Source organism: Paraburkholderia sp. TE9906, assembly GCF_056279605.1.
Map to the genome: position 1 here is coordinate 644,917 of NZ_JBWCCT010000002.1, position 14,801 is coordinate 659,717.

14 protein-coding genes are annotated in these 14,801 nt (G+C 63.3%); 6 read left to right on the forward strand and 8 right to left on the reverse strand.

Annotated elements, in window-relative coordinates; genetic code table 11:
- Positions 1–204: 204 nt before the first annotated feature.
- Positions 205–1,635, forward strand: a complete 1,431-nt coding sequence (gene otsA / locus ACZ9H4_RS06765) for an alpha,alpha-trehalose-phosphate synthase (UDP-forming) (RefSeq protein ID WP_408141636.1) — start codon at positions 205–207, stop codon at positions 1,633–1,635.
- 160 nt (positions 1,636–1,795) lie between these two features.
- Here otsA and ACZ9H4_RS06770 read toward each other — a convergent pair whose 3' ends face one another.
- The 5 genes from ACZ9H4_RS06770 to ACZ9H4_RS06790 all read right to left on the reverse strand — a co-directional run bounded on the left by ACZ9H4_RS06770 (position 1,796) and on the right by ACZ9H4_RS06790 (position 6,451).
- Positions 1,796–3,238 carry an MFS transporter gene (locus ACZ9H4_RS06770; RefSeq protein ID WP_476118538.1) on the reverse strand — a complete coding sequence of 481 codons (1,443 nt, stop codon included), beginning with the start codon at positions 3,236–3,238 and terminating at the stop codon, positions 1,796–1,798.
- A 124-nt stretch (positions 3,239–3,362) separates the two neighbouring features.
- A complete protein-coding gene (locus ACZ9H4_RS06775; protein WP_408324548.1) occupies positions 3,363–3,866 on the reverse strand; it encodes a YbhB/YbcL family Raf kinase inhibitor-like protein in 504 nt (167 codons plus the stop codon).
- 183 nt (positions 3,867–4,049) lie between these two features.
- Positions 4,050–4,496, reverse strand: coding sequence for a very short patch repair endonuclease (locus tag ACZ9H4_RS06780; RefSeq protein WP_476118540.1), 447 nt, complete (start codon positions 4,494–4,496; stop codon positions 4,050–4,052).
- A 74-nt stretch (positions 4,497–4,570) separates the two neighbouring features.
- Positions 4,571–5,848, reverse strand: coding sequence for a DNA (cytosine-5-)-methyltransferase (gene dcm, locus ACZ9H4_RS06785; RefSeq protein ID WP_476118541.1), 1,278 nt, complete (start codon positions 5,846–5,848; stop codon positions 4,571–4,573).
- A 282-nt stretch (positions 5,849–6,130) separates the two neighbouring features.
- Positions 6,131–6,451 carry a hypothetical protein gene (locus tag ACZ9H4_RS06790; protein ID WP_408324544.1) on the reverse strand — a complete coding sequence of 107 codons (321 nt, stop codon included), beginning with the start codon at positions 6,449–6,451 and terminating at the stop codon, positions 6,131–6,133.
- 175 nt (positions 6,452–6,626) lie between these two features.
- On the opposite strand from ACZ9H4_RS06790, the gene ACZ9H4_RS06795 reads away from it, so the two are divergent.
- From ACZ9H4_RS06795 to ACZ9H4_RS06810, 4 genes are all read left to right on the forward strand, one after another.
- Entirely contained in the window at positions 6,627–6,818 is a 192-nt protein-coding gene (locus ACZ9H4_RS06795; protein WP_408141642.1) for a CsbD family protein, read from the forward strand.
- A 249-nt stretch (positions 6,819–7,067) separates the two neighbouring features.
- Positions 7,068–7,289, forward strand: coding sequence for a hypothetical protein (locus tag ACZ9H4_RS06800; protein ID WP_476118542.1), 222 nt, complete (start codon positions 7,068–7,070; stop codon positions 7,287–7,289).
- A gap of 301 nt (positions 7,290–7,590) precedes the next feature.
- Positions 7,591–8,298, forward strand: coding sequence for a glutathione binding-like protein (locus ACZ9H4_RS06805; protein ID WP_476118543.1), 708 nt, complete (start codon positions 7,591–7,593; stop codon positions 8,296–8,298).
- A 180-nt stretch (positions 8,299–8,478) separates the two neighbouring features.
- Positions 8,479–9,558, forward strand: coding sequence for an acyltransferase family protein (locus ACZ9H4_RS06810; RefSeq protein WP_476118544.1), 1,080 nt, complete (start codon positions 8,479–8,481; stop codon positions 9,556–9,558).
- Positions 9,559–9,738: 180 nt separating this feature from the next.
- Here the strand turns inward: ACZ9H4_RS06810 and ACZ9H4_RS06815 are convergent, their stop codons facing one another.
- Complete coding sequence (locus ACZ9H4_RS06815) at positions 9,739–11,163, reverse strand: spinster family MFS transporter (RefSeq protein WP_476118546.1); 1,425 nt, start codon at positions 11,161–11,163, stop codon at positions 9,739–9,741.
- A 426-nt stretch (positions 11,164–11,589) separates the two neighbouring features.
- Between ACZ9H4_RS06815 and ACZ9H4_RS06820 the strand changes: the two genes are divergently transcribed.
- Entirely contained in the window at positions 11,590–12,684 is a 1,095-nt protein-coding gene (locus ACZ9H4_RS06820; protein ID WP_476118547.1) for a porin, read from the forward strand.
- A gap of 19 nt (positions 12,685–12,703) precedes the next feature.
- Here the strand turns inward: ACZ9H4_RS06820 and ACZ9H4_RS06825 are convergent, their stop codons facing one another.
- Positions 12,704–13,765: a LysR family transcriptional regulator gene (locus ACZ9H4_RS06825; protein ID WP_408141648.1), complete on the reverse strand. Its 1,062-nt coding sequence runs from the start codon at positions 13,763–13,765 to the stop codon at positions 12,704–12,706.
- 27 nt (positions 13,766–13,792) lie between these two features.
- Positions 13,793–14,776 (reverse strand): AraC family transcriptional regulator, encoded by a 984-nt coding sequence (locus ACZ9H4_RS06830; RefSeq protein ID WP_408152848.1) that lies wholly within the window; start codon positions 14,774–14,776, stop codon positions 13,793–13,795.
- Between the last annotated feature and the right edge of the window lie 25 nt (positions 14,777–14,801).

The following is a 14,801-nucleotide window of genomic DNA, read 5'->3' on the forward strand; positions in this document are numbered from 1 at the left end:
TGACGGCCGGAGCGTCTGTTCCGGTTTCGTCGGTTCCGCCAGTAAAAATTCCTTTGCGATGCGAATTTGTCGCGGGTTTCTACTTGCCCGACACATTTGCATACATTTTTATTTCCGGCATTTCAAAAAACGGCACGCGACTTGCGTGCACCATTCCGGCACATATCCGCATGCAACGAAACAACTGAACTAGGTGGAGAACCAATGAGCAGACTGATCGTGGTATCGAACCGTGTCGCACCGATCCAGGAAGGGCGCCCCGCAGCAGGCGGGCTGGCGATCGGCGTGCTGGACGCGCTGAAGGAAACCGGCGGAGTCTGGTTCGGCTGGAGCGGCGAGACGGTGAGCGAGCCGTCCGCTCCGGTCATCGAGAAGCAGGGCAACGTGACCTACGCGACCGTGGGCCTCACCAAGCGCGACTATGACCAGTACTACCGCGGTTTTTCCAACGCGACGCTGTGGCCGACCTTCCACTATCGTAACGATCTCTCGCGTTACGACCGCCAGGAATACGCGGGCTACCAGCGCGTCAATGCGACGCTCGCGAAGCAGCTCAAGGAGTTGCTCAAGCCCGACGACATCATCTGGGTCCACGACTATCACCTGCTGCCGTTCGCGCGCTGCCTGCGCGAACTCGGCGTGAAGAATCCGATCGGCTTTTTCCTGCATATTCCGTTTCCGGTGCCGGAAGTGCTGCGCACGATTCCGCCGCACGAAGAACTGGTCAAGGCGATGTGCAGCTATGACGTGATTGGTTTTCAGACCGAGGCGGATCGCCAGTCGTTCGTCGACTATATCGAGCGCGGGCAGCACGGCACCTCCAGCGAAGACGGCATGGTGCACGCGTATAACCGCTTCCTCAAAGTCGGTGCCTATCCGATCGGCATCTATCCGGACGCCATTGCGAAAGCCGCCGAGCAGTTTACCGACCGCAAGCCGGTACGCAGCCTGCGCGACGGCATGCGCGGGCGCAAGCTGATCATGAGCGTCGACCGTCTCGATTATTCGAAGGGGCTGGTGGAGCGCTTTCAGGCGTTCGAGCGGTTGCTGCTGAATGCGCCGGGCTGGCACGGCCGGGTGTCGCTCGTGCAGATTGCCCCGCCGACGCGCGCGGACGTGCAGACCTATCAGCGCATTCGTCAGACGCTGGAGGGTGAAGCGGGCCGCATCAACGGCCGTTTCGCGCAGCTCGACTGGACGCCGATCCAGTACCTGAACCGCAAGTACGAACGCAATCTGCTGATGGCACTGTTCCGTCAGTCCCAGGTCGGCTATGTGACGCCGTTGCGCGACGGCATGAATCTCGTCGCGAAAGAGTACGTCGCCTCGCAGGACCCGGCCGATCCGGGCGTGCTGGTGCTGTCGCAATTCGCCGGCGCCGCCGAGCAGCTGCCGGGCGCGCTGGTCGTCAATCCGTTCGATCTGTCGCAGATGGCCGAAGCGCTGGAGCGCGCATTGTCGATGCCGCTCGCCGAGCGCCAGGCGCGTCACGCCGACATGATGGCGCCGATGCGCGAGAACAATCTGTCGGTGTGGCGCGACACCTTCCTCGCGGATCTGCGCAACGTCGCGACCGCCTCTTCGGTGACGGCCAAAGCGGTAAAGCTCGCTGACGTGACGGCGTCTCCGTCGTAGCCGGATCGGCGCTTCTTTCGGTCTCGAGGGAAGCGCCCAGGCTGTCACGTCCAGGCGGCATCGAGATCAAGATCGGAGAACGAACGAAACAGAAAGAGCGCGGATCATGTGATCCGCGCTCTTTCTGTTTGTGCGTGCGATGCGTGTGGGAGAAGCTGCGTCAAACGGCTGGCGTGCTGCCCGGCTGCATGACGCGCAACGTGCTAACCACCGAGGCGACCGCCGCGAAGCCCGCCGCCACGTACAGCGCGACGATCGGCCCGTTTTGCGGCGCAATGCCGAAGATCAGCGCGACCAGCGCCGCGCCGAGTGTCTGCCCGGTCAGACGCGCGGTGCCGAGCATGCCGCTCGCGCCGCCGCTGCGCTCGCGCGGCGCGGCCGAGAGGATGGTGCGGTTGTTCGGCGACTGGAAGATGCCGAAGCCAGCGCCGCACAACGCCATGCGCCACGAGATCTGCCATGCGTCCGGATGCGGGCCGAGCGTGGCGAGCAGCAGCAGTCCGAGCGCCAGCGCGGCGAGGCCGATGCCGCCCAGCCAGCCCGCCGACACCTTGTCCGACAGCACGCCTGAAAGCGGCGCCGCGAGAATGATGATTGCGGGCCACGGCGTCATCAGCAGACCGGTTTCGACTTGCGAGAGCCCCAAGGTTTCCTGCAGCAGAAACGGCAGCGACACGAAGGCCAGCATCTGCGCGCAGAACGAGCAGACCGAGGTGCCGATCGACAGCGCGAACACCGGAATCTTCAGCAGATCGATCGGCAGCAGCGGCGCGGACTGCGTCAACTGACGGCGCACGAAGAAATAGCCGATCACGAGCGCGCCGATTGCTTCGACCGTGACATAGCCGTACCGCTCGCCGTGGCCGAGTCCGTCGACCGCGAAAATCAGCAGGCCGAACACGAACGCGTTCATCACCGCGCTCAGGTAGTCGTACGGCGAGTCGTGGCCGGGGTTCATCGGCAGCGCCTTGAAGCCGCCGACGATCGCCGCGACCCCGATCGGCACATTGATCGCGAACAGCCACGGCCACGATGCGACCGCGAGCACGCCGGAGGCCACCGTCGGCCCGACCGCCGAGGACACCGCGACCACCATCGCGTTGATCGCGACGCCGCGGCCGAGCTGCGCGGGCGGATAGATCATGCGTACCAGCGCGGTGTTCACGCTCATGATGCCCGCCGCGCCGAAGCCCTGGATCACGCGGGCGAACGCCAGGGTCGGCAGCGAGGTGGACAGCGCGCAGCCGAACGAGGACACCGTGAACAGGACGAGGCCGCTCAGATAGACGCGCCGGTAGCCGATGCGGTCGCCGAGCGAGGCGAGCGGCAGCAGCGAAATGGTGATCGCCAGCTGATAGGCGTTGACGACCCAGATCGAGCCGGCCGCGCTCGCGTGCAGGTTGCGCGCGATGGTCGGCAGCGCGACGTTGGCGATCGCGCTGTCGAGCACCGCGAGCGTGAGTCCGAGTGCGATGACCAGCATCGCCCAGTAGCGTTGTGGAAGCGGCAGGCCGAGTTCGGCGCCGGTCTCGGGCGACGCGGCGGTGGCGTCGGCTGCAGCGCTCGGCGAGGAGGTGCCGTTGCGCGAGGATTGTGCGTGCATCGATTGTTCGATTTGTAGTGGGATGGCCCGGCGGTCCGCCGACGAACCGCGCGCGCGGCTTGTCGTGCTCGGCAAAGCGCATGGGCCGGCACCGCGAACGCGGGCCGGCTGCGCGTCTCGTGCGTTACTTGAGTTCGTACAGGCCCGTGTGGGTGGTGGAGTCGAGTTCGTTCAGATGCGTCATGAAGCGCGCCACGGCGTTGGTGGTGTCCGCGTTGATCGGCAGATGCGGCACCCTCAGCGCATGCAGGCGGAAGATGTAGCGATGCGCCCGGTCGCCGCGCGGCGGCGCGGCGCCGCCGAAGCCGACCGTGCCGTAGTCGTTGCGCACCTGCAGCGCGCCTTGCGGCAGCAGCGAGCCGTCCGCCTTGCCCGCGTTGCGCGGCAGCGAGCGGGCGTCGCCCGGAATGTTCACCACGACCCAGTGCCAGAAGCCGCTGCCGGTCGGGGCGTCGGGGTCGTGCACGGTGAGCGCGAAGCTTTGCGTGTCCGGCGGCGGTGCATCCCACTGCAACGCGGGCGAGATGTTCTCACCGTCCACGCCGAACGCCTTGTCGTGATATTCGTGCGCTTTCGGCATGAAGCCGTTGGTGGGAAAGTCGTCGGACCAGAGACGGAAATCAGCCATGATGTGCCTCCCTTGTTGATTGGTTCTGGGATAGTCGAAGCGTGCGGTTGCGTGCTGGACGAGGTGCGGCGGACGGTCCGCAACGGCGCACAAAAATGCTCCGAGGTAGCCTGTCGAGTGTATCACCAGCGGCTGCGGGATTCGCCCTGGCCGGGTACGCGACAGGCCGACGACAGGCGGCTTTCAGCCGCGTTCCTCGAAGCTCGGCGCGTCGCTCTTCAACCAGTCGACGAGCCGCTGCAACACGCCCGCGATGTCGCGATTGGCGCCACGCAACGAGCATTCCCACACTACCGCCACGCGCCAGCCGTCGTTGAGCAACGCGCTGCGGACCTTATCGTCATTGCTGCGATTGCGGCCGATCTTCTCGCGCCAGAACTCCGGCCGCGTTTGCGGCCACTTGAACAGATGGCAGTCGTGGCCGTGCCAGAAACAGCCGTGCACCAGGACCACGGCGCGATAGCGCGGCAACACGATGTCGGGGCGGCCCGGCAGATCGCGCGCATCCAGACGAAAGCGAAAGCCCTGGCGATGCAGCAGGCTGCGGATCAGGATTTCCGGTTTGGTATTGCGGCCGCGAATGCCGGACATCATCCGGCTGCGCGTCACGCTGTCGACGATATCGACCATCGCGTCAGTGCCCGGACCTGGATGCGCCGTCGCCGCGACGGCGGCGGGCCCTTACCGTTATGGCGGCGCGCGGTTCACGCGTACAGCGAAAGGGCTTGCTTCGAGCCATGCGGGTTGTCCTCGGCGAGCAGGGTTTGCACATGCGGCAGCATGATGCGCGCCACTTCGCGCATTACCGGCATGACGACGCTGTTGCCGAATTGCCGGTAGGCCTGGGTGTCGCTGACTGGAATCCTGAAAGTGTCGGGAAAGCCCATCAGGCGTGCGCATTCGCGTGGCGTCAGGCGTCGCGGGCGCAGCGCTTCGCCCTGGTACACGAGGATCTCGGAACCGTCCTTGTGATAGCGCGCCGACAGCGTGCGCGTCACGCTGTCCGGATAGGCCATGCCGAAGCCGAAGCCGTTGCCCGCCGCGCGGTGTTTGGCCGCGTAGTTCTGCAGATAGGTCCAGAGATTCGGTGTGAGCGTGTACTTCGGCTGCACGCGTTGCGCGGTGTGGTCGAAGAAGCGGTCGTGGTCCCACGGCAGCACCGGTTCGCTGCCATCCGTGCGATGCAGGATCGAGCCGAGCCGCGGGCCTTGGTCCGGCAGATGCAGATCGTCCCACGAAAACGCGGTCTTGCCGCGAAAGCCGACGATGATGATCCGCTCGCGATGCTGCGGCGTGAAATGCTGGCCGTCGATCACGCGGTAATGCACTTCATAGCCGAGTTCGTCGCGCAAGGTTTGCAGGATCACGTCGAAGGTGCGGCCCTTGTCGTGCGACAGCAGGTTCTTCACGTTCTCCAGCAGGAACGCGGCGGGGCGCTTCGCCGCGATGATCCGCGCGACGTCGAAAAAGAGCGTGCCCTGCGTCGTGCATTCGAAACCGTGCGGCCGGCCCAGCGCGTTTTTCTTGCTGACGCCGGCAATCGAAAACGGCTGGCAGGGGAAGCCGCCGAGCAGCACGTCGTGACCCGGCACCTCTTCGGCGGGAAAGGCGACGATGTCGCCGATCAGCGCATGGTCGCCGCCGCCGGGATAGTTCTCGCGGTACGTCCTCGTCGAAAAATCGTTCCACTCGCTCGTGAACACGCAATCTCCGCCGTGGGCCTCGAAGCCCATGCGAATCCCGCCGATACCGGCGAACAGATCGATGAATCGGAATTGCGCGTCGCCTGTGCCGCTGCTGGTTCGCGCGCCTTGCTGCAACAGATCACGCAGGGCCGGCTCGAGCATCGCCGGGCACGGTGTTTCACCTTTTTCCCAGCGGCGCACCGTCTTGATGTCCTTGCCGACGTGCGCGGCGATTTCGCGTTGAGTGAAGCGGGCGCGCGCCTGCCGGAGCAGGTTGAGCGGTGCGGCGAGGGTCACAGGCGTCCTTGCTGGGAATTTTTGCGGACATTATGACCTAAGGTCGTCCCGTTTTCGCTATTTTCGCGGTTCAGAGGTGGAATTTTCGCGAGTGGGGGGAGCCTCGGCGGCTAAAGCGGGTTGCCAGCGTCGGTTGGGCGGCTTGGGGCCGGCGTGCGAGTTGCAGGATTGCGGCGCGTGCGGACGCCGCGACGCGGTTCGCGTTCGCTCGCGGCTTTTGGATCGCGGGGGCGGTTGGCAGGGGCTGCGTGTCAGGCGCAGGCGTGCCGGATCAGCCGGATGTTAATGGTGACCGCTGGCGTTGTCGGGATAGGGCGGCGCGTACAGCGCGGCGGTGGCGGGAGCCAGCGTATCCCATGCCGGATGAGCTTCGAACTGGTCGAGTTGCAGCAGGAGGCTGTCGATCGTGCACAGTTGCGCGTGGGAAAGATGGCCGGTGTCGAGCAACGCGTGCAGACGCTTGCGCCAATAGGTGGGGGGCAGGATCGGACCGGCCAGGTCGCCGTGTAAAGACGTCCGCATCACGCGCGCAATGTGCGCGATGTCTCCGTCGATCAGCGTGGCCTGGGATGATCCTGAAAGCGTGTTGGGTGTGCGATCCATAGCTCCTCCATGGCGCCTTAACGGCAGGCCACGGCGGAACTTTAGGCATTTCTTTAAATATTTTTTGGGCGGAGCGGGCCGACCCGTCGATCCGGCGCGAAGCGTGGGCACACCCGTTGCTCAATATCGATACTGGCGTAATGTCGCGCCGGCATTCCAGACAGTGGAGCCGAATATGAACAAGGACCAGGTAAAGGGTGTTGGAGAACAGGTCAAGGGCAAGGTCAACGAAGCCGTCGGCAAGGTCACGAACGATCCGGCGAAGGAAGTGAAGGGCGACCTGCAACAAGGTGCGGGCAAGGTGCAGAAAGCCTATGGCGATGCGAAGGAAGATGCCAAGGACAATGCCAAGCGCAACATGCCGTAATGCGGCGTGCGGGTGTTTTTGAATGACCGCCGGCATCATTGCGGCGGGGGAAGAGGCGCTTCGGCGCCTCTTCCCGTTTGCTTTCGCGTGGCTGCGTTTTCGTTCCTCGAGGACGGCTGCCTGTCAGTTCCACTTTCCCGGATGTTCGGACGCAACCGCCTGGGAGTAACCCGCAATCGGTGTCGCGGAGCATTCCGTGCGCGGGGTGGCGCCTTTAGACTTGGCGCATCCCACACGGAGGTAGCGCCAATGACACCCGAAAAAGTACTTTCGATGTTCGAACGGCAGTACCTGGAAGGCAAAGTGCCCGTCGACCTCGAACCCGCCTGTGCAAGTTTCGCGACATGGCTGTCAACGGCGTGGGAGTTGCTCGACGGCGAGCAGAAGACGCTGCTTCTGACGGTCGGCGCAGCGTTGTGGCGTGAAGGGTTCAACCTTCGCGCGGGCACGGCGACCAAGGATTTGTGGTGAAGGGGCGGCGGCGTGCGAAGTTTGGGTTGTTGCGCTCGGGCCTGTTCGTGAGTCGCGGCGGCGATTCCGGGTTGCAGATCCGTGTTGCGAGTTCGGTTAAAGCGTGTGCGTTCAGGTTCACGCTTCGGCCCACTGAGGCGCGGCTTGCACGCGTTGCGTCGAGTCGGTTTATATTTGGCGGTCCCGCGTTCGCGGCATGCGCGTCAGCGTCATCGAAGCCGGCCATTTATCGATGCCGCTTGCCGCGCGCCCAAACCGGCTTCCCAATCGCACGACTTTCGTACAAGGTTGATACCGTTCCATGACCGATTTATCCGCTTTCCCGATCACGAAGAAATGGCCCGCCGAGCACCCGGAGCGGATTCAGCTCTATTCGCTGCCCACGCCGAACGGCGTGAAAATTTCGATCATGCTCGAAGAGACCGGCTTGCCGTATGAACCGCATCTGGTGCGCTTCGATACGGACGATCAGATGACGCCGGAGTTTCTGTCGCTCAATCCGAACAACAAGATTCCGGCGATCCTCGATCCCGACGGACCCGACGGCAAGCCGCTGCCGCTGTTCGAATCCGGCGCGATCCTGATTTATCTCGCGGACAAGAGCGGCCAGCTGATTCCGCAAGACGCCGCCGGCCGTTATGAAGCGATGCAGTGGGTGATGTTCCAGATGGGCGGCATCGGACCGATGTTCGGGCAGGTCGGCTTCTTCCACAAGTTCGCAGGCAAGGAGTACGAGGACAAGCGTCCGCGCGACCGGTACGTCGGCGAGTCGAGGCGCTTGCTCGGCGTGTTGAACCAGCGGCTCGAAGGACGCGACTGGATTCTGGGCGACCAGTACTCTATCGCGGATATCGCCACTTTTCCGTGGGTGCGCAACCTGGCCGGTTTTTACGAAGCGGGCGAACTCGTCGGCATTCAGGACTTTCCGAATGTGACGCGTGTACTGGCCGCGTTCGTCGCGCGGCCGGCGGTGGAGAGGGGATTGAATATTCCGAAGCGGCCGTCGTAGTGAGGTGATGCGGCTGGTGGCGCTCGAGCGGGCTGCCATCGGCTCGCTCTCGATCGGCCGGGCGTCTTCTTGCGCGAGTGTGGCAAGCGCCGGGTTGAACCATCTGAACCGCTCGTCGACACATGCTGCGATTGTCTGGGCTACGATGACGCCCTTACTCAATATGTCGAGCGCAAGGCAATGGCAAGTTTCAGGAAGTATCGATCGATCCAGGCTTTGCGCGCGCTCGCCGCGCTCGGCGTTGTCGCCTTTCATACCAACGGCATCGTGCTCTCGCACGGCTGGCCGGCACATGTTTTTCCGCATGTGTCCCGCTATGGCGAAATCGGCGTCGACGTCTTTTTCGTGATCTCCGGATTCGTGATGGCGCTCGTGACTCACGGCGTGCCCTCTGGCCTCGCGTCGGCGAGGTCGTTCATGTTTGCCCGCATCGCGCGGGTCGTTCCGCTTTATTGGCTTCTCACGGCGTTTTTCATTGCGCTCGTCGCCGTCATGCCGGGCGCTTCCGATGCATTCGATCACGCGCATGTCACGGCGTGGCACGCGCTCACCTCGTTCTTATTTCTGCCGTCGATGAGCTGGACGGGCATCGCCGCGCCTGTGCTCGGTGTCGGCTGGACCTTGAACTACGAGATGTGGTTTTACGTCGTGTTCGCCGTGGCAATGTGCGCGACGCGGCACCGCCTGCTCGCTGTCGGCGCGTTGCTGGTGCTCACGTCGGCGTTGCATCTGCTGCCTGGCGAGGGTGTCGCGTTTGCGTTCTACACGAACCCGCTAGTGCTGGAGTTTGTGTTCGGCTGTTGCGTCGGCACGCTGTACGCGTCGGGGCGCACGGTACCCGTGGCCGCAGCCGCTGTCCTGCTGCTTGCGACGGCCGCCGCTGGTGGCGCATTCGCGCCGACGCTCACGGATGCGAACCGCTTTCTGGTGTTCGGTTTGCCGGCGTTGGCCGTGGTGGCCGCCGGGCTTGCGTTCGAGAACAAGCTGCGCTGGAACGCGTGGCTTGAACGGATCGGCGATTCGTCTTATTCGCTGTACCTCACGCATCTTTTCTCGATGCCCGTCGTCGTCAGGGTTTTGCAGGCGGTTGATACGCAACATCGTGTGCCGGGTGATCTGATGTGTGGGGCGGTTGTGGTGGTGTCCGTCGTGATTGGTCTCGCTTCGTATCGTTGGATCGAGCGGCCAGCGAGTCGGGCTGTCGCGAGATGGATGGCCATGCCGGAAGCGGGGCGTGGGGTGGTGGGGGTGAAGCGGTGAGGTGCGAGCGGCTCGCTGAGCGGCGGAGCGGGTGATGGGTTGGTCATCTGACGGCGTTCACATCATCGGTGCGATCGCAGGCCGGAGCAAATCTGTCATCGCATGGCTTGAGGTTTGGAACAGCCTCTCGAGTCTCGGGACATGCGCGAGAAAGCGCGCGCATGTCCACTTCTGCGCGTCCTAGGCCCGGGTCGTTTCGAACGCCGTGGTCGCACCGGTTCGATCCTCATCGCCCAGAACTTCCGCGACATGTGCCCGCGCCGTTTTATTTGCTTCGCGCGCGACGCTCAAACGAAACTGCCTGCAGCCCAACCACAGCAGTCCGATCGCGAGCAGCGTTGCAATCAGGTTGACGACCGACATCGACATGCCCACCATTTTTGGCGAGCCGAATACTTTGTCAGTCAGCAACGCCACCAGCGTCGTGCCGATTCCCAGTGCGATCAGATTCGAAATCAGGAGGAATACCGCCGAAATCTGCGCGCGCATCTGATTGGGCGCGAGGGTCTGCATGGCGGCCGTGGAAGTCGGCATCGGGAAGGATGCGAAGAACATCGCAATCACGAGCAGACCCAGCGACACCGTCAGGCTGCTCACCTGCGTAAACACGACAGCGGGCACCAGCATACCGATTGCGCCGATCGTGCCCGCCAGCATCGGACCGTCGGTGCGGCCCTTCGTCATCAGCCAGTCGTTGAGCCAGCCGCCGCAGAACACGCCGGTGGTATTCGCGACCAACAGAATCGTGCCGAGCGTGTAGCCGGCTTCGACCGGTGATAGTCCGAAGTGGCGAATATAGAAGGCGGGCGTCCAGCTCATCAGGCAAAACAGCGTCATCGCGTAGAACGAGAAACCTAGGTAGTGGCATGCGAAGGTTTGGCCGTGCTCGCGGATAAATCGCAGCGAGTCGATCATCGACACGCGCTTCGCCTGGCCTGCGCTGTCCTGCACGAGGCCTTTGCGTTGCGGATCCCGCACCGTCAGAATGAAAAGCAGCGCCACCAGAAAGCCAGGCAGGCCGACGATCAGGAACGTCAGTTGCCATGAGCGCACGTCGCCGAGCAGCGGAACGGTCGTGGTCGTCACCTGCTTGAGCAGGTTGATCACATACCCGCCGATCAGAAACGCCATTCCCCCGCCGATAAAAGAGCCGAGCGAATAGATACCTACCGCGCGTCCGAGTTTCTCCTTGGGAAAGTAGTCGCTCAGCATCGAATAGGTGCCGGGAGACAACGCCGCTTCGCCGACCCCGACGCTCAACCGTGCCAGGAACATCTGCACGAAGTTCTGGCTGATGCCGCACGCGGCCGTCGCGAGACTCCATAGTGCAATCCCCGTCGCGATGATGCGCGGCCGTGCGAAGCGGTCCGCGAGATACGCGAGCGGCATGCCCATCACCGCGTAGAAGAGTGAAAACGCAAAGCCTTGCAGAAGACTGAACTGCGTGTCGCTCAGATGCAGGTCCTTCTTGATCGGCTCGATCATCAGCGCGAGCACCTGGCGGTCGACAAAGGAAAATACATACGCAAGCATGCAAATCAACACCACGTACCATTCATACGTGTAGCGCCTGCTCGCGGGCGTGCTGCTCGTTGATGCGGCCATTCGGTTTCTCCAGTATTCGGGGTTCAGCCGTGCGGGACGGCTACGTGCGCTGTCACGCATCGTGAAGGGCCACCAACGGGCGGTCCGGAAATGCAGCGTACGTAAACAAATTTCCGGAACATATGCGCAATGCCTTCAGCAACATTGCCGGTTCTCCCTAACCGGCTAAAGCTTTCCCCAGGAGACCGGTCCCCGGCCCGCGCCCCGCAAGGCTCGAACGCACAGAGCGCGGTGCGCCCAACGAGTTATGCGCGCTATCTATAAGTGTTATATCGGTGAATTGATCGACGGTCGAAATTGGTCTTTCTAGACTCGCCTCGTTTTTCTGATTCATCGAAACACACACGATGAATCACGGAGAGCAGTCGCGCCGTGTGCGCAGGAACGCACGGCACAAAAAAACAATTTCTCGCCGGGATCACAGGAATGACCAACTGGAAGTGGAGCGCGTCGCTGCTTTGCGTTGCAGCGGCACCCGTGCTAGCGCAATCGAGCGTGAACTTGTACGGACGGGTCGATACGTCGATCGAAGTGACGAACTTCGGTCCCTCGCACGCGGTGCGGATGGGTAGCGGCGATATCTTCGCCACTCAGTTCGGCTTGAAGGGCGCGGAAGATCTCGGGGGCGGCTATCGCGCGATCTTCAAGCTCGAAAACGGCTTTAATTCGGCGACCGGCGCACTCGGCAACAACGGCGCGCTGTTTGGCCGGGAAGCGTGGGTCGGTTTGACGGGGCCATTCGGCACGATGCAGGCCGGCGTGAATTACACGGTGCTGCACACGTCGTTCATCACGTACAGCTTGCCCGGCAACGGCGCGGGTCTCGCGTGGGGCAATGCCGCGAATAACTTCGTCGGACCCGCATTTCTGCGTGTGAACAACTCGATACGCTATATGTCGCCGCGTATCGGCGGGGTGGTGCTGAAGGCGATTGCCGCGCGTGGCGCGAACGGCGCATCCAATTTGCCCTCGACGCTCGGCGATACGTATGGCGCGTCGCTCAATTATGTTCAGGGCGCTTTGTCCGTCGATCTCGACTACATGCAACAGACTTTCAGCCCCGCGAGTGCTGCGGCGTTGAATGCAAGCAGTCAGACGGCAGTGGGGAATTACGCGCTGGGTGGGATCTCGTACGACTTTGGCTTCATCAAGCCGGCGTTCATCTATATGCGGCATCGCGGCGGGCCGGATGTCACGACGGCCGTCACCTCGGCGTATTCGAATCCGCACAACGACCTGTTCGAACTCGACGCGACGGTGCCGGTCGGACGCGTGCTCGTGTTGCTGAGCTACGGCCATTACCGCAAGGTCGCGGACAGCGAAGGCAATGCCGATTCGTTCGGTGTGCGAGTCGATTACCCGCTGTCCAAACGCACGGTGCTCTATACGGGCGCCGCGATGGTTCGCAACGGCGAGCACGCATCGTTCACCGTCAACGGTGCGGCAGGCGGCGGCATGCCGGTCGCGAAGCCCGGAGCGACCGCGAGCTCGGTGGTCGCCGGCATCCTCACGTCGTTCTGAGCAGGGCCGCCGTGCAGCGTCATGGCGCGTCGGGCGGCTTCTCGCCCGGAACCTCGGCCGGCGCGCCGAGCCAACTGTCGAAAGGCTCGCGCGCGCCGATGCGGAACAGTTCCATCAACAAGCCGCGTAGCCAGCGATGGCCGGGGTCCGCGTCAAAACGGCGATGCCAGTACGCATTGACGGGCCACATCCCGGCGTCGTCGATGTCGAACACGGCGTAATCGCCGAGCGTCGAAAACGCGCGCGCCACCGTGCGCGGCAGAATCAGCGCGTAGTCGCAGCGGCTGAGTATCGCCGGGACGACCATGAAATTCGGCACCGCGATTCGCACGCGCGACGCGAGGCCGTTGCGTTCGAGCAGTTCGGTGGCCTGCGAATGCGACGTGACCGCGATGAACCGCAGGCCCGCAGGCGCATTCGCGCTCAGCGTGAAGTGCTTGTCGAGAGCGAGCCGCTCGGCGACGCGGCGCGGCGTCAGCAGCACATAGCGTTCGTGCAGCAACTCGCTGTGATGAAAGTGACTCGACGCGTGCGGAAAATAGCCGAGTGCGAAATCGATGCGGCCGGATTCGAGTGCGACGTTGAACTGGCTGTCGTCGATATGATGGGTTTCGATGACGACGCCCGGCGCCCGCGTATCGAGTTCGCGCATCAGCGTCGGCAGGAACGCGCTTTCGGCGAAATCGCTCATATGTAGCCGGAAAACGCGGCGCGACGTCGCCGCACTGAATTGCGCACTTTCATCGAGCATGTCTTGCAGTATCCGCAGCACGCGGTCGATCGAACCGGCGAGCCGTTGCGCACGCGGCGTCGCTTCGACGCCGCCCGGCGTGCGCACGAAGAGTGCGTCGCGAAATACCAGGCGCAATCGGCTGAGTGCATGACTGACCGAAGGCTGCGTGATGCCGAGTCGCAGCGCCGCCCGGCCCACGTTCTTTTCGACGTGAACTGCGTGAAATGCCTTCAGCAGATTCAGATCGAGATCTTGCACGCGCAGTGTGTCGCTGGAGTCCGTTGCGCTCAGCGGCAACAATTCGTTGGCATGAAGCAGCGGCTCGGACGGGTCACTTTGCGCTGACATGGTGGGCAATGTGAAGCTGATGTGGGATCAATTGCACTTGCGCTGCCGTGCGGTGACCGACGGCAAACAACCGAAGCGCCGCGTATAGGCCTTGGCGAAATGCCCAAAACTGTGCACGCCGTGCTCGATGAAAATATCCGTTACCGAGCGATCCGGCGCCGCCTGCAGCGCGCGATGCACGGCCTCCAGCCTGCGTTCGCGGATATAGCCGCCCGGCGAGCTCTGCAGAAATTGCGTGAAGCCGTTCTGCAGCGTGCGAGGCGATACGCCGGCTTCGCGCGCCAGCGTGTCGAGCCGCAGCGGCTCGTCCAGATGCGAGTGAATGTAGTCGCGCGCGCGGCGCACATGCACCGGTAACGGCGCCGAGGTTGCCCTGGCGAGCGCGGCGCTGTACGAATGCGGCAACTGGCTCAGCAGCACGGAGGCGAGCCACTGGGTGAAGTCGTTGCCGAACATGCGCTCTTGTGCGGGTTCGTCGAATTGATCGCAGAGCGTGCACAGATAACGCAGCGTCGATAGAAAGATGGCGGCGCCTGGGTGCGCGGCCGGCACCGCGAGCTCGAAGATGAGCGGTTGCTTGATGCTGTCGTTCAGCATGTCCGCGAGCTTGACTTCGAGTGCGCGGCGCTCGATTCTCAACAACAGGTTGCGGCATTCGCGATCGGTGACGATGCGGCTCGCGCGTTGCGGGGACGACACGCTGAGGCCGCCCGCGCGCAATGCGACTCGCTCGCCGTCCGACTGCAGCGAACATTGTCCGCTCAGTGTCGTGCGGAACAGGTAATGATCGCCGAGATCGCCGGCGTCGATTTGCGTTTCGCTGCCGTAATGCAACTCCAGCAAGCTCGTCTGATGCAGCGCCACACCATACAACTCGGCGTTCAACGGCCCGTGCCCGGCCACTTCCATCCTGTGCGGACACAGCACCTGCGACACCTCGCGTTCGACATCCTCGCGGCCATGCGATGCGACAAGACGGTTGCGGTGTTTGCGTGAAATCGCGATTTCCATTTAGAGGCCTCGAAACGAATAGCGC